We start from the raw sequence: 19,114 nt of genomic DNA on the forward strand, positions 1-19,114 counted from the left end.
TTGCGGCACGGCCATCACTTATGCCTATGCCAAGAACGCCTCGCCCGAGCAGATTGCCAAAGTTTCCGGCGGTTTGCGGTTTGACGAAAATGTAAGTTGGGCTGCAACTTAAGATGCGCGACATTTACCTCTACAGGTAAGCATGAAACCTTAAGGCGACATTGAAAATCTAAGGGGGGAGGATTCGGTGCAACTCAGATCGATACGGATAGAAAAATTCAAGCGGATCGAATCTATCGATTTGCCTCTTGCAGACCTAAACATACTTGTGGGCTCCAACGGGAGCGGGAAGTCGTCAATACTTCAGGCGCTACATCTTGCATCATGCCTCATGCGCCAAGCTGATCGAATTCGAGCTAGTACAACGGTGATGGTGCGGGTCAGTGATCTCGACTATCTTCCTTCAGATCAATATTGGCGCCTAGGCCACGGCGCTGACTGGGGCAACAGATCAAACAGCCCCTCTACTAAGGTGTTTTTTGAGTTCCGGGATCACGAGGGAGCGCCAATAACAGCTCAGTGCGAAATGCGATCGGCAAGAAACGCTGGCATCTCGGTCCAAGGAGAACTTCCCGAAACGTTGCGAACCCAGTTCCGTGGTGCTGACAACTTTTTCAGCGGATTTATTCCCGGGATATCTGGCATTCCGAACGTCGAGCAAAAGAACTCTAAGAGGGTTGTTTTGAAGGCGTGTTCGTTTGGTGATTCAAACGTCTATCTTCGCAACGCATTGGATCTTCTGTCTGCTGACGAATTGATCCAAATCGAAACTTGGCTGGAGCCGCTCCTAGGTGAAATCAAGTTGAAGGTAAAATTCGATCAGACGGAAGATTTCGATATTCACGCGGAGGCAGAAATTGGCGGCCTATCAATTCCGCTCGAGTTGCTCGGAACCGGATATCTGCAACTAATACAAATATTCTGTTACATTTTGCTTTTTAAACCCAAGATACTTCTGGTTGATGAACCAGATATCCATCTGCACCCGAGTGTGCAGGAAAAACTTGCTGTAAGCCTCCTGCAAATTGCTCGCATCCAGGGCATCAAGATAATCATGACTACACACTCTCCGTTTATTGTGAGAGGTGCGCCGGCAGGAACAAACGTCGTGTGGCTAGCAGATGGCCAGAAAAAGACTGACGAACGATCCGTTGTCGAACTCGCGTTGGGCTGGGGCGCCTTTGGCAAAAAGGTAATTGTAGTCAGCGAAGACGCGAAGAATGACCTGCTGAAAAAGCTCATTCGCCAGTGGCCCGAGATCGAACAGGCGGTGACGGTACTCCCAGGGAGGGGATATAAGCACTTGTTGACCAAGGCTGAGGCAGAAGAACTCAGAGCTTCCCTAGGTGGTAAATTTAAGGTGCTAGTGCATCGAGATCGCGACTCCCTCACCGATGCCGAAGTCACTCAGTTGAAAGATTCATATGCCAGCGATGGTATCCGGCTGTGGGTGACGGATCAGTCGGATATCGAAGCTGAATTCTGTGATCCAGGATTCCTATCTTCGTTGACAGGTGAGCCAATCCACACGTGTGAAACTTGGCTGTCCGAAATCCTGACCCAAAATCAAGCCCCGATTGGAGATCAGTTCAGTAATCAACGTGCGGCGCATAATCAAGAGCTGCATAAGGCTGGAGGTAGCCCAACCAATGATGACGTGTGGGCTGTATTTCAAGAGCGATCTTTGAAAGGCGCCAAGGGAAAATATGTTTTTGGGCAGTTGAAGAACAAGGTTCCGGCAAATGGGTTTTCAGACTCTACAGTCGATTTGCAGACGGACTATCCAGAACGCGCGGCAAGCCTCAAAGCTAACTTGAAAGACCTGATTGCCTAATCGTACATTCAGGAAACGAGTTTTCGGCTGTTCCGGTCGCTGACCCAAATCCCCTAGGCATCCCGAAAACGCCTCCTTGAAGCGCCTGGCGCTGCGCGGCCTCGGCTTGGCGTCCGGTGCAGACACAGACGATTGATCGCGTTCAGGTTGCGACATATGCAAGAAACGAATTACGAACCGGGGGTGATCGACCCTGAGAGACGCTGAGAGGAAAATGGCCCCAATAGTGCGTAAAATCCGCAGCAGAGGTGGGTTGCCGCGCAATTTGTAATCAGGGGGTCACGGGTTCGAATCCTGTCGGGGGCACCATTCTTTTTACATGATATTGTTGGGGTCGGGTTTGATGGTGCTTTGACACACCTTCTCATCGATCTCGTCGCTGTCGATGATGCAGGCGGTGCTTGCGAATTCGACCGCCCTCCCCCTCCGCCGTCAATTTCAGTTATATCATTGACGTAACAGTACTAAATCGAAGAATCGAAAGTCTGCGCCTTCTGCCGGACTACTGATCATTCTCTGAAGAATGTTCAGTGTCTTGCGCTGATTTGAAATGGGTCATCTCGCACGCGGTGACTGTACCGTTTCAAGCACTCGATTCGATCATCTCATCCCAGATATTATAAACTCTCTTTCGGCCGGCGATTTGAACAGCTGCAGGAAATGAGAACCGGGAATGTCTGGAAAACTCGGGGTAATTCAGTGTGCTGTCGGATCTTCCGCATCCCCTGAGCGTCCTTCGCACGCCCAATCGGATGCGCGGTGCTGTAGGATCGCGATGACACAATGCGCTTTCGAGGCAGCCTGGTGCCGCTTGGCCTCATTTGACCCTGACACCCGGGCGATGCGGCGTCAGGCCAGAAGCGGCCCCTTCTGGTCCATATAGGTCGGATCAAACTGTGCAAAAACAGCCAGCCGATCATAATCGTCGAAAGTGACGAAGCCTTCGCGAAATGTCACCATTCCAGCTTCGCGCAACTGGCGCAGGACCCGGTTGACGTGCACCGCACTGAGGCCCAGCGCGTCGGCCAGATGGTATTGCGTCAGCGGACAGGCGTAGCCTGCCTTGCTGCCCAGTCCGACCAGCGAAAGCCTGCGGCCAAGCTCCAGCAGGAAATGCGTCATGCGTTCGGCCGAGTTGCGGCGCCCCAGATTCACCAGATGCTCCACCACCATCGCCTCGTCCCTTGAGGCGGCCCAAAGGACGGCAGCAGCCAGCCGGGGCGTTCGCGCAAACGCATCAAGAAGGTCAGACGCCAGAACTTCCGTCACCTCAATGTCGCTGACGGGCTCGATGCTGTGATCGGATACGTGCAGCAATACGCTGCGCAGCCCGAGGAAATCGCCCGGGATCTGAAAATCGACGATCTGTCGTTGCCCGTCCTGCAGGAGCTTGTAGGAGCAGGCCCACCCCGAGGCGAGAATATAGGCAGCCTGATCCGATTGCCCCTGATGGACAAGATCGCGGCCGGCGACGAACGTGCGGCGGCGCTCGTGCAGCGTATCCAGCACGGAAAGTTCGGTCTCCGACAGCGCTACGAAAGCGCCAAGCTTGCGGACAAGTGGAGTATCTTCGATCGTCAGCCCCTTTTTCTGGAACCCGGCGAACTCCTCGACAAGGAGATCTCACTGGAAACTGATGTCTATCAGCTCAACCCATCAAATTCTATGGAAGTTTGGCCTCAACACGCACACCATCCCCAGCGGCGCACGCGCCGGAAAGGAATCGCCTTATGACAGACGACCAAACGCAATCAGGAATGGCCGCACTTTCAATTTGCGAGGCCCTGCTTCTTGCACTCAATGACGCAAAAATCTTGCCCGAGGATGAGATTATCGGCGTTTTGGGGGATGCAGCATCCGCACATGAGAGTGCTGGAGGCTCGGATGCCGATGTCGAAATGAACAAGGGCGCTGCCGCGCTTATCCGGAAGATCATCGCTGGCGGAAATTCGGTCCGGAGACGATAGAATTGGCCGGGCTGTCAGCAGCGATCTGTCTGTATGGTTGGTACCTGCCGGAGATGACATTTCGGCAGAGGCCATAGTCTGTGCTGGCGCATCGTGAGCCCATCCATCAACAATGACGGACCCTCATCCTAACCTGCATCAGTCCGGAGTGTTTTTGGACGTGGTAGTTCCCTAATCTGAATAACATGACAGATTCAGTATCAACATGCCTGTCAATTCATTCCCGCGGAAACGCCGCGGGCAATCGAACTGCTACGGCAGACTGACCGCGCCCGACAGCAACAGCTGCACTCATGGGCCTTTTGCAGGTGCTTCCAACCCATGGTCGTCACCCGCAAAACAATAAAATTAGAAAGATACCCATATATGAAACGCATTCTTTTCGCTGCTGCAGTGGCAGCACTCGCGTCCCCTACAGCGGCTTTGGCACAGGAAAACTGCGGCGAAGTCACGATCACCCAGATGAACTGGGATTCAGCCGCCATCGTGACAGCGGTCTCGAAATTCCTGATGGAACAGGGCTATGGCTGTGACGTGACGGCGGTCCCGTCCGACACCACGCCGGCCATGACTTCGCTGTCTGAAAACAACGAGCCAGACATTGTAACCGAGCTGTGGGAAAATTCCGCTGGCGATGCTTACAAGAAGTTGAAGGCTGACGGCAAAATCGTCGAGCTCGGCAACGTCCTTGATCCCGGCGGCGTCGAGGGCTGGTGGCTGCCGACCTATCTGGTCGAGGAGCATCCAGAACTTGCGACAATCGATGGCGTGATGGCCAATCCTGAACTCGTCGGCGGCATGTTCAACAACTGCCCCGATGGCTGGGGCTGCCGCATTGTCAACGACAATTTGATCCGTGCCTACGATCTGGAAGGCAAGGGCTTCGAGATCTTCAATCATGGTTCCGGCGAAACGCTGGCAACCTCGATGGCTGCTGCCTTTGAGAGCAAGGAAGCTTGGTTCGGCTATTATTGGGGCCCAACGACGCCGCTCGGCAAGTTCGACATGACCAGCATTGATATGGGTGAATACAACGAGGAAGCGTTTCTGGCTAGCCAGAACGCCGATGCGCCCGACCCCAAGCCATCCGCATTTCCGGCAGCGTCTGTGCTGACGATTGTGACCAAGGACTTCATGGCATCCCATCCTGATATCGCCAAGCTGATGAGCAACGTGACTTTCCAGACGGATACGATGAGCCAGTTGCTGGCCTGGAAGGAAGAGAAAAACGCATCCAATGAGGAAGCGGCTGTGTATTTCCTCAAGAACAATCCGGATGCGTGGAGCGGCTGGATCAATGATTCCGCCAAGGAAAAACTGGCCGTACTGCTGAAGTAACGGGTTCCGGCTGGCACGTCTCGTGCCAGCCTTCGCCTGAATGATTTGCCAACAGAGAGGGCCAGGCTGACATCAGCCGGCCCTTTCATTGATCAATAAAATTGAAAACGGTGGCCCGCTATGGGGCCACTGTTTTATGTCCGGATGAGGGATGAATGGCGACTTACGATTTCGTTTTCAACGCGCTGGGACTGCGCAACTGGTGCGGCGACAGCGGTGATGATGCCGGCGGCATGACCTCCATGGCGCAACTGCTGGCCGAGACTTCGGGCAACGAGGGTGTCGTATCGCCATGGGAAACACCATTTCCTTCCATGGACGCACTGCATGAAGCATGCACCTCGTTTCCGCGATCGCGCGAACTGACCAGCGGCCTGGAAGAAGGCTTTCTTTCGGTCAAGGACAGTCTGAAAATGGTTGTCGACCCGCTGACCCAGCCCCTGAGCTGGGCGCTGAATGAATCGCTTTGGGTGATGCAATCGGTGCCATGGTTCATCATGATCCCGCTGTTGATGCTGATTTCCTGGGTGGTCGGCCGGCAGCTGAAACTGGTCGCGCTGGTCGCCATCTGTTTCGGGTTCCTCGGCTTTGTTGATTATTATGTCTACACAATGCAGACGCTGGCGATCATCTTCGTCTGTGCGTTGACCTGCGTGTTGCTGGGGGTTCCCATCGGGATTGCGATGTCGCGCAGCGACCGCGTCCAGCGCGTCATGATCCCGATTCTGGACATGCTCCAGACCCTGCCGCCTTTTGTCTATCTGATCCCGTTGATCTTCCTGTTCTCGGTCACCGAGCCGAAGCTCTATGGCATCGCCATCATTCTCTACGCCATCGTGCCTGTGGTCAGGCTGACTGATCTCGGCATCAGGCTGGTAGACCCGGACGTGATCGAAGCGGCAGACGCCTTTGGCATGACCAAGCAGCAAAAACTGTTCAACGTGCAAATCCCGCTGGCGCTTCCCAACATCATGGCCGGCGTCAACCAGACCATCATGATGAGCCTGGCAATGGTGGTGATCGCATCGCTGGTGTCGGCCCCTGGTCTGGGTGTGCTGGTGCTGCGCGGCATCCGGTCGCTGGAGCTTGGCGTCGGCCTGCTCTCGGGTCTTGGCATTGTGCTTCTGGCGATCATTCTCGATCGCGTCACCAAGGCGGCACTGGCCCGCATCAATGTAAGTCAGTCGAGATAGGCGGTCACAGATATGAACGATATAGAAATCAAGATCTCGATCCGCAATCTCTACAAGATTTTCGGAGACAATCCCGAAGCGGCTCTGCAAATGGTCAATGACGGCATGAGCAAGACGGAACTGCTCGAAAAACACAATCATGTGCTAGGCCTCAACGACATCAATGTCGATATGCGCGCCGGGGCAACGACCGTCATCATGGGGCTGTCCGGCTCGGGCAAATCGACGCTCATCCGGCATCTCAACCGGCTCATCGAGCCGACAGCGGGCGAGGTGTGGGTCGCAGGCGAGAACATCATGGAGTATGGCGAAAGCCAATTGCGGCATCTGCGTCAGCACAAGATGTCCATGGTTTTCCAGAAATTCGCGCTGTTGCCGCACCGCACGGTGTTGCAAAATGCCGGCCTGGCGCCTTCCATCGAAGGGCAGAGCGAACGCAAATACGCCGATGAGGCGCGCAAATGGCTCGACCGTGTCGGACTGCAGGGACAAGCCGACCAGTATCCTCATCAGCTCTCGGGCGGAATGCAGCAGCGGGTGGGCATTGCGCGCGCGCTGACCAGCAATTCGGACATCATGCTGATGGATGAGGCGTTTTCAGCACTTGACCCGCTGATCCGCACCGACATGCAGAATCTGTTGAACGATTTGCAGGCCGAGCTGCAGAAGACCGTGGTGTTCATCACCCACGATCTGGACGAGGCACTGAAACTGGCGGACCACCTGGTCATCCTCAAGGACGGCTTTGTTGTCCAACAGGGCGAACCGCAGCACATTTTGCTGCATCCGGCCGATCCCTACATCGAGGATTTCGTCAGCGACATCAACCGCGCGCGGGTGCTGCGGGTCCGTTCCGTCATGCTCGCGACACCACACGCGCCGGGCGAACGAGCGGGCGAGATCGATCATGACGACACGCTGGAATCCGTGATTGCACGGTCCGAAGGCGACACCGCCCTGAGCTATCGCGTGATGAAGAACGGCAAGCCGGTTGGTGTCCTGGACATGCGTAAGCTGGTCCGCGCACTGGTGCCGTCAGAACAATCTGACACTCCGGAGAGTGCTCGACTTAGCGGTTGACCGGGCAGCCCGCTTGCGGGAAAGCCCATTGCCCGGAGATTTTCGGGCGGGAGTTGAATTGGCATGACCGAATTCGACGCATGGCCGCAATGAAAGTGAATGTCGCAGCGACCCAGCTTTCCTTTCTGAAAACACTTGCAGTCCACGGCGCATGAGCTCAGGCGCGCTAACGCCTGAGCAAGTAGTTCGCTGACGGCGCATCATCTCGCGCTCATTGAGAGAGCTTGCGCCTGCCAGGCAAGGTCAAGGGCGTCCATGTCGCCATCACTGCTAAGCACGGGGAAAAAGAAGCTCCAGGACCGAATGGTCCTCAACAGCCGTGCGAGACAAGGCTTTAGAAAGACCGTCCGCACAATCAGAACTATCTGCAGATCCATGACCTCACACTGCGCATCGACGCGATCGACCTTATCGAATGGTAGAAGAAACAAAACCGCAATTATCTTTGTGGCGTCCTTGAAACCTCAGCAATGCAGCTGCGCATTGTATCGCGCTACCAGCAGCCCCACCTTAACAACATGACCACATCAGCGGCGCCAACATTCGAGCATCAAATAGCGATCACACCGGGCGATATCGACGGCATGGGGCATGTTAACAATGCTGTGTATCTTCGATGGGTGCAGGAGGCCGTTGTCGGATATTGGCAACACATCTCCCCCCTTGATGCTCAGGAGGAACTTCTCTGGGTGGCTCTCAAACATGAGATCGTCTATCGAATGCCGCTATATCTAAATGATCAAGTGTATGCCCTGGTCACGGCGACTGGAACGCGCGGGTCTCGGGCGTCATTTTCAACAGACTTCCGGCGCGGTGAAGATGTGGTCGCCGAAGTGCGCAGTTCGTGGTGTTGTGTCAATGCGATTACCCGACGACCACAAAGGATCGCTCACGACATTGCTCGACGGTTTTTGCCAAGCTGAACTGTTTCGTCCGTATTGATAATGATGGAGCTACTGCACGCGAACTTTCCCCTACCAGGTTTTGGGTTATTTCCAGGCAGAAGCGATTTGCCCTGGCAGGGCAGAGCTTGTGCAGGATGCTCGCCAAGAATGGTCGCAGCAGGCTGACAGTTTCGCTGGCCCATCTCAGATTTCGACAGCTTCAGAGATCGTCAATGCCAAGGGGAGCAGGTTCACAACAACCTCCCGTCTGGCAGACCTCACTCGGCGATCAGCAATTCGACGCCGCGGCGTTCGAATTCCTTGGCGTCTGAATCGGATATTCCGTCATCGGTAATGAAGGAATTTACCAGTTCGAGCGCGCCGAGACGGGTGAACGAAGTGCGGTTGATCTTGGTCGAATCCGCCACGAGATAGATGTGGCTTGCCGCCTTGATCATGGCTTCTTTCAACTGAAGATCAGCGAAACTCGGATAGGTCAGACCCGCGTCCAGCGCCACGCCGGCCGTTGCAAGAAACAGTTTTCCGGCAAAAATGCCGCGAAAATACTCAACCGATTTGTCACCGGACAGCGACAGGGTCGGCGCTTTGAACTGCCCGCCGGGCATATGCACGGCGAAGCCCGGAACTGTTCCAAGGATAACTGCGATGTTGAGCGCATTGGTGATGACGGTAAGGTTCTTGCGCGTGCCGAGGCGTGTGGCAATCTCGGTCGTTGTCGTGCCTGCATCAAGGATCAGGGTTTCGCCATCAGCAACAAGGCTGGCGCCATACGCGCCAATCTTGCGTTTCTTGTCCATATTGACCTGATGGTGAAGAACAAAACCCGGCATCTGTCCGCGCATGGCGTTGAGAAAGGCGCCGCCATGTTCGCGGGTAATGTGGCCTTCCTTTTCCAGACGTTCGAGATCCTGGCGTATGGTGGCTTCCGACACCTGGAAGGCAGCAGACAGATCACGGACGCGGGCAGAACCCTCCTCCTCAATCCACTCAAGGATACGGCGACGGCGTGGCTCGGACAGCAGGCCGGCCATGTTTCCGTTGCGTTCGGTATCCGGTTGTTCCTGCAAGCCGTAACTCCTTGACCCCGGTCATTCGTTTCGAATGACCGCATGACGACCTCACTTAGTTTCAAACACCTGCAAGAGCAACAACTCAGCCAAACTTCGCACAATCCGCGCCCTACTTGTTCAGGGCAACCTCCTGGGCAAGCGCCACCCTCGCCTGCAGACGGCTTTGCGCTTGGTCGATGACCACGGCTGCAATAATGACAAGGCCTTTGACGACCATCTGCCAGAACGAGGATACCCCCATCATGACGAGGCCATCGGACAGAATACCGATCACGAAAGCGCCGATGATCGTGCCGGCAATCCGTCCGCGCCCCCCGGACATCGACGTTCCGCCCAGAACCGCGGCGGCGATGGCGTTAAGCTCGAAAAACTCACCCGTGGCCGGATGAGCGGCGCGAAGCTGTGACGCAATGATAAGGCCGACGATCGCAGCCATCAGGCCGGCAAACATGTAGACAAACATCTTTACCCGGTTGACCCGGACGCCGGACAGGGCGGCACCCCGCTCATTGCCGCCTGTGGCATAGATCTGCCGTCCAAGCGGCGTCCGGCTGGCAATGTAGGATGCGCCAAGTGCAACCACGATCAGCATCCAGATCATCACCGGCAGGCCAAGGAAGTTGCCGGTGCCGATCAGCGGGAACGTGTCCGATCCATATTCAGGATTGCCGTTGAGGTTGGGGAACGTACGTCCGCCCGAAAAAAGCAGTGCCGCACCACGGGCGACGTAAAGCATGCCGAGCGTGGCTATGAACGGCGCCACATTGAGCCTGGTTATCAAGATGCCGTTGATCCAGCCGACGAACACACCGGCGAGGCAGACGATCGCGGCAATCTCAAAAGTGTTGAACTGGATCGACCATCCAAGCCCGACATCGATGCCGTTCAATACCAGCCAGCCTGCCACCATGCTGGTCAACCCGACCACCGAGCCGACAGAAAGATCAATACCGCCGGTGATGATGACGAAGGTCATCCCGATTGCCAGGAAGGCGTTAATCGCCACATGCTTCGATACGAGTATGGCGTTGGCAGTGCTGAGGAAATTCGGCGCCATGACCGAAAAGAACGCCAACACCAGCAGCAGCGCCACGAAAGTGCGCGCCTTGAGCAACAGCAAAAGCCAATTGGTGTTGGATCCCGATTTCACTGCGACGCTATCACTCTTCACACTCATGACACCAAGTCCTTGTTCTTGCTTCTGGCATTGGCCGGAGTGGCGGCGGCGATCACTTCGGCAGCATTTGCATTCCTGCCGAACTCACCGCTGATGCGACCATCAGCCATAACGATGATCCGGTCAGAGAGCGCCAGAACCTCCTCGAGGTCTGAGGTCACGAAAATGATCCCGATCCCTTCGGCTGCCAGATCCCGCATCTTGTGATAGATTTCGGCCTTCGCCCCAATATCGATCCCGCGGGAGGGTTCATCCATCAACAGCACCTTCGGCCCGGTCATCAGCGCCTTGCCGATGACGACCTTTTGCTGATTGCCCCCCGACAGGGATGAGATCGGATTGTCGGGGCTGGCGACCTTCACCGTCATCCGCTTGATGAATTCGACAGCGCGGGCCGCTTCTTTTCGCAGGCTGAGGTGAAAGCCGGTGGTGAACTGGGGAAGAGAAGACAGGGTTATGTTCTCGCGAACCGACATGATCTGTATCAGCCCGTCGCGCTTGCGGTCCTCCGGCACCAGCGCGATGCCGCGCGCAATCCGTCCCGAGACGTGTTTCTCGCGCATTTCCTTGCCATCGACAAAAAAGTGCCCCCTGGATTCAGGGTGCTGCGCCATGATGCATTCAAGAAATTCGGAGCGTCCGGCGCCCATCAATCCGTAGAGGCCGAGAATTTCGCCGGCACGAACGGACAGCGATACATGATCGACCATGAAGCCGCCGCCCATCTTGGGCAGTGCAATGTCTTCTGCACGGAAGACTTCCTCGCCGAATTCATGGCCAAGGGATTGCGAGAAATCTTTTGATTTTCCACCAATCATGGCCTGCACGATCCAGGGAATATCGACCCCCTGCATCGAACGTGAACCGGTGATCTCACCATCACGCAAAACGGTGATGTAATCCCCCACCCGGATAAGCTCCTCAAGCCGGTGCGAGATGTAGACAATTCCAACGCCCTGGGCTTTCAGCTCATCGATGATGCGAAACAGAACCTCGACTTCCGCGGCCGATAGCGCGGATGTCGGCTCGTCGAGGATCAGGATTTTCGCGTTCTGCGCCAGAGCCTTGGCAATCTCGACCACCTGTTGCTGCCCGATCCTGAGATGCCCCAGCGTCGTATTCGGATCGATGTCCTGCTCCAGCCGATGCATCAGAACGTGTGTGCGGTCCTCAACGGCGGCGCGGTCGATATCCACTCCAAACCGCACAGGCTCCCTGGCCATGAACACGTTTTCACTGACACTCATATCCGGGAACAGGTTGAGCTCCTGAAAGACGATGCCGATGCCGTTGGCCACTGCGTCATCCTTGGTGCGGAACTCCACGGGGCGGCCATCTACTTTTATTTGCCCCCCGGTCAAGGTTTCGACGCCGGCGATGACCTTCATCAGGGTTGACTTGCCGGCTCCATTTTCGCCCACGAGTACGTTGACCGCGCCCATGCGTATGTCGAAATCCACGTTCTTGAGCGCCACAGTGCCGGGATAGACCTTGGTGGCGCCTCGGATGGTCAGTCCGATGGGGTGACCGTCGTCGATCAGCTGAGCCAGTGTCATGGCTTCACATCCACACTGATCGGGGTCACGACAATCGCCTCGTCTGCCTTCTTGAGAGGAACCACGCCTGTGAACGTCATCGAACGGCCGATCAGGTCGCCTTCGGGCAACTGCAGCATAGCCGAGATGCGATCGTTGAGCGCGCGACCAAGCTTGGCGAATTCTATCTGGTCACGAAAGTCGTCGAAATTGTAAAATGGCGCGATGTCGCGCAATGCGTTTCCACGGATCACAGGACCGAGCTGTACGGTCAGATCTGCTGCGCCATCACCATCAATGTCCAGATCGGCCACACGGGCGCGCGTGTCGAGTTTGGCCGAGACGATGACACCCGTGTCCGCTACTGCAAAGTTCCATGCAGCCCCAGCACCCGAGCCGCGATTTCCGTGCGCTTGCCCGGCAATATCAAGCCCCTTGGCGAGAGCGGTTTTCAGGGCAGCAAAGTCCAGCGCCTTGTCACGTACATAGGGCAGGAGTTGTGTTTCGAAGGTATCGGCGATGCGTTGCTCGGTTCGCACTCTATCGCCGCCGGCACCGGCAGATACAGCCTTTTCACCCTCGGGCAGGTTCTTGACCAGCTTGCAACCGGAAAGGCTGAATATGGCAACGGCACAAAGTGCCAGGATCGTTTTGCGGGTCATGATGCTCTCTGCCGTAATGATTGAAATGCAGCACAGAACACGGCGGGCCGGCTCCTTGCCATTTCATATCCGGCCCCAGGGCCGGCAGTCGCATAAACCAAAACCGGAGCGCGGATGCCCGCGCCCCGATCGGACTATGCAGCGCCTTAGTTGGAGAGAGCAAATGTCTCGAGCTTGGAAGCGTTGTCGCCATTGATCAGCACGCAATCCATCAGCTGCTTTTCATCAAGGCCGGTCGAGCCGGTCTTGATGTACTGGTCTGCCTGCGAGACAGCCAGCTGCGCTTGCTGATAGGCCGGCTGCAGCACAGTGGCCTTGATGCCACCAGCCATGATCGAGTCCCGCACATCGTTCGAGCCGTCAAAGCCCACAACGATCACGTCGTTCTTGCCGGCTGCTTCAAGTGCTGCGCGTGCCCCCATCGCCATGGTGTCGTTGCCGGAAATGACGCCCTTGATACCAGGATTTGCCTGGAGCATCGATTCCATCACGGTGTAGGCTTCGGTCTGCGACCAGTTGGCCGTCTGCCGTGCAACCGACTTCAGGTCCGGATACTGGTCGATGACGTCGTGGTAGCCCTGGCTGCGGATACCGGCATTGGTGTCGGACTCCTTGCCAACGAGCTCGGCATATTCGCCTTCTTCGCCCATAAGCTTGACGAACTCTTCGGCGCCGAGCTGGGCACCCTGATAGTTGTTCGACACGATCTGCGAGACCGCAACGCCAGTGGCGGTGATTTCGCGGTCGATGAGGAATGACGGGATACCGGCATCCTTGGCCTTCTGCACGGCTGCGACCGATGCGTCAGCGCCGGCGTTGTCGAGGATGATCGCGACCACTCCGGCTGCAATGGCGCTGTCAAACAGTTCAGACTGCTTGTTGGCGTCATCATCGTGCACCAGAACCATGGTGTCGTAGCCCAGCTCCTTGGCCTTGGCGTCAGCGCCATCGGCCTCGGCCTTGAAGAACGGGTTGTCATGGCTTGGCGTGATGATGGCGATGGTGGCCGCCGAAGCAGCAAAACCGGATGCAGCGCCAAACACGCTTACAGCCATGGCGGTGATAAGCAGACGTCTCTTGATATTCATGATGTAACCTCCCTTGAAAATCACACCCCCTCCGGGCGCAACTTCTGGGCGGGAATTCGGCATTAATTTTTGTTTGTTGTCAATATCTATTTCGTTTGCTGCGTTTTTTGTGATGACTTCGGGGCATTCGAAACCCGTCGAAATCGTGCCAATCGGAAATATATTCAACATTTTCAGCACAATAAGGTAATTTCTGCCAATATTGATGGAATATAACCATACCCAGGAGCTCTGAAGGGATGAATCCCAAATTTACCAGCTTGCTTCAAAACGAGCTATTCGATAACATTCGAAACCATACGAAAGCCAACGATCTCGTGTGTCGATGATGATCGCGCCGGCATTGTGGTAACGGGAGGACCAGATGATACGGACTGTAAACCGCAGGATTTCGCTTGGCGTTGTGATTGGAAGCCGCGCCTTCTTCAGTCCAGCTCCATGTATTGATGCACGCACGCAGGTGTTGGCGCAACTGGAAAAGCTGGGTGTCGATGCTGTCATCCTGCCGGTTGAGGCGACCGATAACGGCGCCGTTCAATCGATCCCCGACGCCAAGCTCTATGCCGAGCACTTCAAGAAGCATCGGGACAACATCGATGGTTTGGTGATCTGCCTGCCCAATTTCGGTGACGAGATTGCCATTGCGGAACTGATCAACCGCACCAAACTCGATGTGCCGATCCTGCTTCAGGCTTCCAATGACGAGTTGGACAAGGTGGATGTGCATTCCCGCCGGGATGCCTTTTGCGGCAAGCTCTCGGTTGCCAACAATTTCTGGCAATATGGCGTTCCATTCACGGAAACGACCAACCACACCTGCGATATCGATGGCGATGAATTCCTCGGCGATCTGGACCGTTTCTCCCGTGTTTGCCGCACAGTCTATGGCTTGAGGAATGCCCGGGTCGGCGCGATTGGCGCGCGGACCGCGCCGTTCCAGACAATGCGGTTTTCAGAGAAACTGCTGCAGCAATCCGGCATTACCGTGATTACGGCAGATCTGTCCGAACTCATCGGGGCTGCTGAAGCCATCAAGGACAGCGACAATGATCTGGTGTCCGGCCTTGAACGGATTCGTAATTATGGCCGTATTCCCAAACATATCCGCGAAGCCCAGGTGCTCAAGCAGGCGAAATGGACATTGGCCGTCAACCGCTGGATCAATGAGAACGAATGCGATGCATCGGCGATCCAGTGCTGGCGTTCGCTTCAGGACAATTTCGGCTGTGCCACCTGCCTGACCATGTCGATGATGGGCGAGGATTTGGCGCCGTCGGCCTGTGAAGTCGATGTGATGGGGGCGGTCTCGATGTATGCGCTGACGCTGGCCTCCAGCGCGCCGGCCGCCATTTTGGACTGGAACAACAACTACGCCGACCATGTCGACAAGTGTGTCTGCACCCATTGCGGCAACTTCCCCAAAACCTTCCTGGGCACGACACCGGAAATCGGCGAACTCGATGTGCTCGGCGAAGTCATTGGCCGCGAGAAGTGCTTTGGCGCGGTCAAAGGCAAGGTGCAGGCAGGAGACATGACCTATTTCCGGCTCTCATCAGATGACCGCAACGGCATGCTCAAGGCCTATCTGGGCGAAGGCGAGTTTACCGACGATCCCTTCGGCATGGACGGCGGCATTGCCGTCACCAAGGTTGAACGGTTACGCGAGTTGATGCGGTTTGTCAGCCAGAATGGCTTCGAGCACCACGTGGCCATGGTGCGAGGTCACTATGCCGATGTCGTCAACGAAGCGATCACCCGGTATCTCGGCTGGCCCACCTATCACCACAACGGCACGCCCGAGCCTGAACTTTTCTTTCCGAACCGCAAGTGAGACAGGCGTATGACCCGCGCACTGAAAACCGATAATTCTGACGCTCTCATCCGTGACAAGGCGCTGTGGATGCGGCAGCAGGCCATGAAGATGGTCTACGCCAAGCAGCTTGGTCACCTTGGCGGCGATTTCTCAGCAATTGACGTGCTGGCCACGCTGTACTTCGGCGTGCTTCGGTACGACCCTGCACGGCCGGATTGGTCGGAGCGGGACCGTTTCGTGATGTCGAAGGGGCATGCGACTGGAGCGCTCTACACCGCACTGGCTGCCGCAGGGTATTATCCGCAGGATTGGCTCGACACCTATATGGGCCACCACTCAAAACTCAACGGTCACCCGAACCGTCAATATCTGCCGGGTGTCGAGACCAACACGGGACCGCTTGGTCACGGTTTTCCGGTCGCGTTGGGGATTGCCATTTCCGGCCAGATTACCGGAGCGGACTATCGCACCTACGTGCTCACCGGAGACGGAGAACAGCAAGAAGGGTCGAACTGGGAAGCGGCCATGACCGCAGGCAACCGCAAGGTGAAGAACCTGACGCTGATCATCGACCGCAACCGCCTGCAACAGGGCGCACGGACCGAAGACACCAACGGGCTCGACCCGCTTGACGACAAATATCGCGCCTTTGGTTGGCATGTCGTCGAGATTGATGGCCATGACTACGGCCAGTTGCTCGACACGCTTAGCGCGCCGGTGGGCAACCGAGAGAAGCCGCTTTGCGTGATTGCCAATACGGTGAAGGGCAAGGGTGTCTCATTCATGGAAGATCAGGCGAAATGGCACCATGGTGTGCCCAACGCCGAACAATTCGCGCAAGCAATGAAGGAACTGGTCTAATGGCTGTCGCTGCAGCAACCACCGCCCCGGGGTTCGATTGCCGCAAGGCCTGGGCCGAGACCCTTGAAGAGCTCGCGTCGGCTGATGACCGGATTGTCGTTGTGGTCAATGACTCGGTCGGATCGTCCAATCTCGGCGGATTTCAGGAGAAGTTCCCCGGTCGCACCATCAATGTCGGCATTGCCGAGCAGAACATGGTCGGCATTGCCGCCGGTCTGGCCAATGGCGGGCGGATTCCATTTGTTTCGGCCGCGTCGTGTTTTCTGACTGCGCGGGCCATGGAACAGCTCAAGGCGGATGTCGCCTATGCCGGCTTCAACGTCAAACTTGTCGGCCAGTCATCCGGCATCGCCTATGGCGAACTGGGCGCCACACACCACTCGATCGAGGATTTTGCCTGGTTGCGGGCGCTTGGTCCGATTACCGTGGTTGCGCCCTGCGACGCATGGGAAACCGCTGAAGCAGTCAAATGGGCTGCGGCGCATGAGGGACCGGTTTATCTGCGGCTGTCACGGATGAAGGTCCCCACACTGGATTTGCCAGACCGTACCTTCACACCCGGCAAGGCGGAATTGCAGAGATCTGGTTCCGACGTAACAATCATGGCCAATGGCACGACAGTTCACCTTGCCCTGCAAGCCTCGGACACACTGTCTGAGGAAGGCATCTCCGCCCGCGTTCTCAACATGCACACGATTTCACCGCTCGATACCGACGCGGTCACGGCGGCAGCGAAAGAAACCGGCGCGATCGTGACCGTGGAGGAAGCGCTTGATCGCGGCGGGCTCGGCGGTGCCGTTGCGGAATGCACCTCGGCGACCCATCCTGTGCCCGTCCAGCGCGTAGGCTTCCCGGGCTTCATGCCGACCGGATCCATCGCCAGCCTGTTTGAGGAATTCGGCTTGAGCCGGGAAGGCATTGCCAGCGCCGCCCGCATCGCCATTCGCCGCAAGGGAGCCTGATTCATGCTTGTCTTGGCGATCGATCAGGGAACCACAAACACCAAGGCTCTGATCGTCGACGAGTCCGGACATATACATGCACGGGCTTCGTCCCCGTCGAGCACTCAATATCCGCATCCTGGATGGGCGGAGCAGTCCGCCACAGGAATATGGGATGATACACGTTCCGTGATCGGCGCGGTTGTGGCGCAGATGAATGGCCGCAGCATTGATGCCATCGCGATTTCGAACCAGCGCGAAACCATCGTGGCGTGGGATGCGGAAACCGGCAAACCGGTCGGCCCGGCGATCTTATGGCAATGCCGGCGCACAGCGCCCGAATGTGCTTCACTGATATCGGCAGGGCACAACAAAGCCGTGGAAGCTGCGACCGGGCTTGGCATCAATCCGATGTTTCCCGCGTCTAAACTGGCCTGGATACTCAAGAACCGGCAGGAAGCGAGAGAGCTGCTTTCGCAAGGTCGGCTGCGCGCCGGGACGGTCGACAGCTGGCTGTTATGGAAACTGACGGACGGAGCCGTGTTCGCGACAGACCATTCCAACGCGTCGCGCACGCAACTGTTCGACACGGAGAGACTGGAATGGAGCAGCGAACTGGCGGAGATATTCGGGACACCGACATCCTGCCTGCCTGAACCCCGGCCTTCGGACAGCCGGTTCGGTGAGACGGCCGCTGGAGTGACCAGTCTTCCATCAGGCACCCCCATCATGACGATGCTTGGGGACAGCCATGCAGCACTTTACGGTCACGGCGTCCGCCGTCCCGGCACCGTCAAGGCCACATATGGCACCGGCTCTTCACTGATGACGTTGACCCCGCAACGGGTGTCCTCGAGCCACGGGCTTTCAGGCACCATCGCCTGGACCGACAAATCCGGCACCGCTTATGCCCTTGAAGGGAATATACTGGTGTCGGCACAAGCCGCCGCCTTTATCGCAGGCCTTCTGGGGATCGGTGATGCGGGGCAGCTTTCCGATCTGGCGCAAACGGTGGACACAGCAGACGGGGTTACCTTCGTGCCTGCCCTCTCCGGACTTGGCGCACCGCATTGGAACGATCACGCGACAGGCACAGTGGCTGGCATGACCCATGGCACCACACCGGCGCATGTCGCCCGCGCAACCTTCGAAGCAATTGCCATGCAGATCGCTGACGTCTTCGAAGCGATGCAGTCGGATGTGGGCATGCGGCTTTCAGGCCTGCGGACTGACGGGGGGGCCTCGTCAAATGCGTTCTTGATGCAACTGCAATCGGACCTGCTTCAGTGCTCGGTTGAAAGCGCCGTGGTTGAGGAAGTCAGTGCGCTTGGCGCCGCCGCAATGGCTTTCCGCGCATTGGGAAAAGAATGGCTGCCCGACACACGCAGCAAACGCTATGAGCCCTGGATGACGCCGGAAGCAGCCGCTGCCATCCGCGCGACATGGCAGGACGCCATACGGCGCGCCTGCGACTAGCTTTCTATCCTTATAATCCATTCCGGTTTCAGACGCAGGATTGTTTCATTTCACGGCGCCCAAACAGCTGGTTTTCAGCGATGTGTCGCTGTATCGCGCTTCGAGTGAACCAGTTTATGCAGGCCAAAATGGGCTTTTCGTCCCGTTGCCATCCTGCGGCGCTTGCAGGTGAGC

General features: G+C 56.8%; 16 protein-coding genes. 10 read left to right on the top strand and 6 right to left on the bottom strand.

Annotated elements, in window-relative coordinates; translation table 11 throughout:
* Positions 1-187 precede the first annotated feature (187 nt).
* Entirely contained in the window at positions 188-1,834 is a 1,647-nt protein-coding gene (locus IMCC20628_RS11100) for an AAA family ATPase (RefSeq protein ID WP_047030273.1), read from the top strand.
* Between the two features lie 849 nt (positions 1,835-2,683).
* Here the strand turns inward: IMCC20628_RS11100 and IMCC20628_RS11105 are convergent.
* On the bottom strand, positions 2,684-3,343 hold the full coding sequence (locus IMCC20628_RS11105; protein ID WP_245307918.1) for a Crp/Fnr family transcriptional regulator: 660 nt from the start codon (positions 3,341-3,343) through the stop codon (positions 2,684-2,686).
* Positions 3,344-3,564: 221 nt separating this feature from the next.
* On the opposite strand from IMCC20628_RS11105, the gene IMCC20628_RS11115 reads away from it, so the two are divergent.
* The 5 genes from IMCC20628_RS11115 to IMCC20628_RS11140 all read left to right on the top strand — a co-directional run bounded on the left by IMCC20628_RS11115 (position 3,565) and on the right by IMCC20628_RS11140 (position 8,335).
* A complete protein-coding gene (locus tag IMCC20628_RS11115) occupies positions 3,565-3,801 on the top strand; it encodes a hypothetical protein (protein ID WP_047030276.1) in 237 nt (78 codons plus the stop codon).
* 366 nt (positions 3,802-4,167) lie between these two features.
* On the top strand, positions 4,168-5,139 hold the full coding sequence (locus tag IMCC20628_RS11120) for an ABC transporter substrate-binding protein (RefSeq protein ID WP_047030277.1): 972 nt from the start codon (positions 4,168-4,170) through the stop codon (positions 5,137-5,139).
* Positions 5,140-5,294: 155 nt separating this feature from the next.
* Positions 5,295-6,332, top strand: coding sequence for an ABC transporter permease subunit (locus tag IMCC20628_RS11125; RefSeq protein WP_047030278.1), 1,038 nt, complete (start codon positions 5,295-5,297; stop codon positions 6,330-6,332).
* A gap of 12 nt (positions 6,333-6,344) precedes the next feature.
* Complete coding sequence (locus IMCC20628_RS11130; RefSeq protein ID WP_047030279.1) at positions 6,345-7,412, top strand: betaine/proline/choline family ABC transporter ATP-binding protein; 1,068 nt, start codon at positions 6,345-6,347, stop codon at positions 7,410-7,412.
* Positions 7,413-7,882: 470 nt separating this feature from the next.
* Positions 7,883-8,335, top strand: coding sequence for an acyl-CoA thioesterase (locus IMCC20628_RS11140; protein WP_197078437.1), 453 nt, complete (start codon positions 7,883-7,885; stop codon positions 8,333-8,335).
* A 239-nt stretch (positions 8,336-8,574) separates the two neighbouring features.
* Here the strand turns inward: IMCC20628_RS11140 and IMCC20628_RS11145 are convergent, their stop codons facing one another.
* The 5 genes from IMCC20628_RS11145 to IMCC20628_RS11165 form a co-directional block, all read right to left on the bottom strand.
* The gene (locus IMCC20628_RS11145; protein ID WP_245307919.1) at positions 8,575-9,384 is read right to left on the bottom strand and encodes a DeoR/GlpR family DNA-binding transcription regulator; all 810 of its coding nucleotides are present in this window, start codon (positions 9,382-9,384) and stop codon (positions 8,575-8,577) included.
* Positions 9,385-9,496: 112 nt separating this feature from the next.
* Entirely contained in the window at positions 9,497-10,564 is a 1,068-nt protein-coding gene (locus IMCC20628_RS11150; RefSeq protein WP_047030281.1) for an ABC transporter permease, read from the bottom strand.
* Positions 10,561-12,120, bottom strand: coding sequence for a sugar ABC transporter ATP-binding protein (locus IMCC20628_RS11155; protein WP_047030282.1), 1,560 nt, complete (start codon positions 12,118-12,120; stop codon positions 10,561-10,563). The genes IMCC20628_RS11150 and IMCC20628_RS11155 overlap by 4 nt, the downstream gene beginning before the upstream one ends.
* Entirely contained in the window at positions 12,117-12,761 is a 645-nt protein-coding gene (locus IMCC20628_RS11160) for a DUF2291 domain-containing protein (RefSeq protein ID WP_047030283.1), read from the bottom strand. The genes IMCC20628_RS11155 and IMCC20628_RS11160 overlap by 4 nt, the downstream gene beginning before the upstream one ends.
* A gap of 146 nt (positions 12,762-12,907) precedes the next feature.
* Positions 12,908-13,849 (bottom strand): D-ribose ABC transporter substrate-binding protein, encoded by a 942-nt coding sequence (locus tag IMCC20628_RS11165; protein WP_047032472.1) that lies wholly within the window; start codon positions 13,847-13,849, stop codon positions 12,908-12,910.
* A 364-nt stretch (positions 13,850-14,213) separates the two neighbouring features.
* Between IMCC20628_RS11165 and IMCC20628_RS11170 the strand changes: the two genes are divergently transcribed.
* Genes IMCC20628_RS11170 through IMCC20628_RS11185 form a run of 4 tightly spaced genes read left to right on the top strand, consistent with a single transcriptional unit; the run spans position 14,214 to position 18,940 of the window.
* Positions 14,214-15,680 carry a fucose isomerase gene (locus IMCC20628_RS11170; protein ID WP_047030284.1) on the top strand — a complete coding sequence of 489 codons (1,467 nt, stop codon included), beginning with the start codon at positions 14,214-14,216 and terminating at the stop codon, positions 15,678-15,680.
* A gap of 9 nt (positions 15,681-15,689) precedes the next feature.
* Complete coding sequence (locus IMCC20628_RS11175; RefSeq protein WP_047030285.1) at positions 15,690-16,523, top strand: transketolase; 834 nt, start codon at positions 15,690-15,692, stop codon at positions 16,521-16,523.
* Complete coding sequence (locus tag IMCC20628_RS11180) at positions 16,523-17,485, top strand: transketolase C-terminal domain-containing protein (protein WP_047030286.1); 963 nt, start codon at positions 16,523-16,525, stop codon at positions 17,483-17,485. Before IMCC20628_RS11175 ends, IMCC20628_RS11180 begins: the two co-directional genes overlap by 1 nt.
* Before the next feature lie 3 nt (positions 17,486-17,488).
* Positions 17,489-18,940, top strand: coding sequence for an FGGY-family carbohydrate kinase (locus IMCC20628_RS11185; RefSeq protein ID WP_047030287.1), 1,452 nt, complete (start codon positions 17,489-17,491; stop codon positions 18,938-18,940).
* The last annotated feature ends 174 nt before the right edge of the window (positions 18,941-19,114 follow it).

The sequence above is a fragment of the Hoeflea sp. IMCC20628 genome (assembly GCF_001011155.1).
Taxonomy (GTDB): Bacteria; Pseudomonadota; Alphaproteobacteria; order Rhizobiales; family Rhizobiaceae; genus Hoeflea.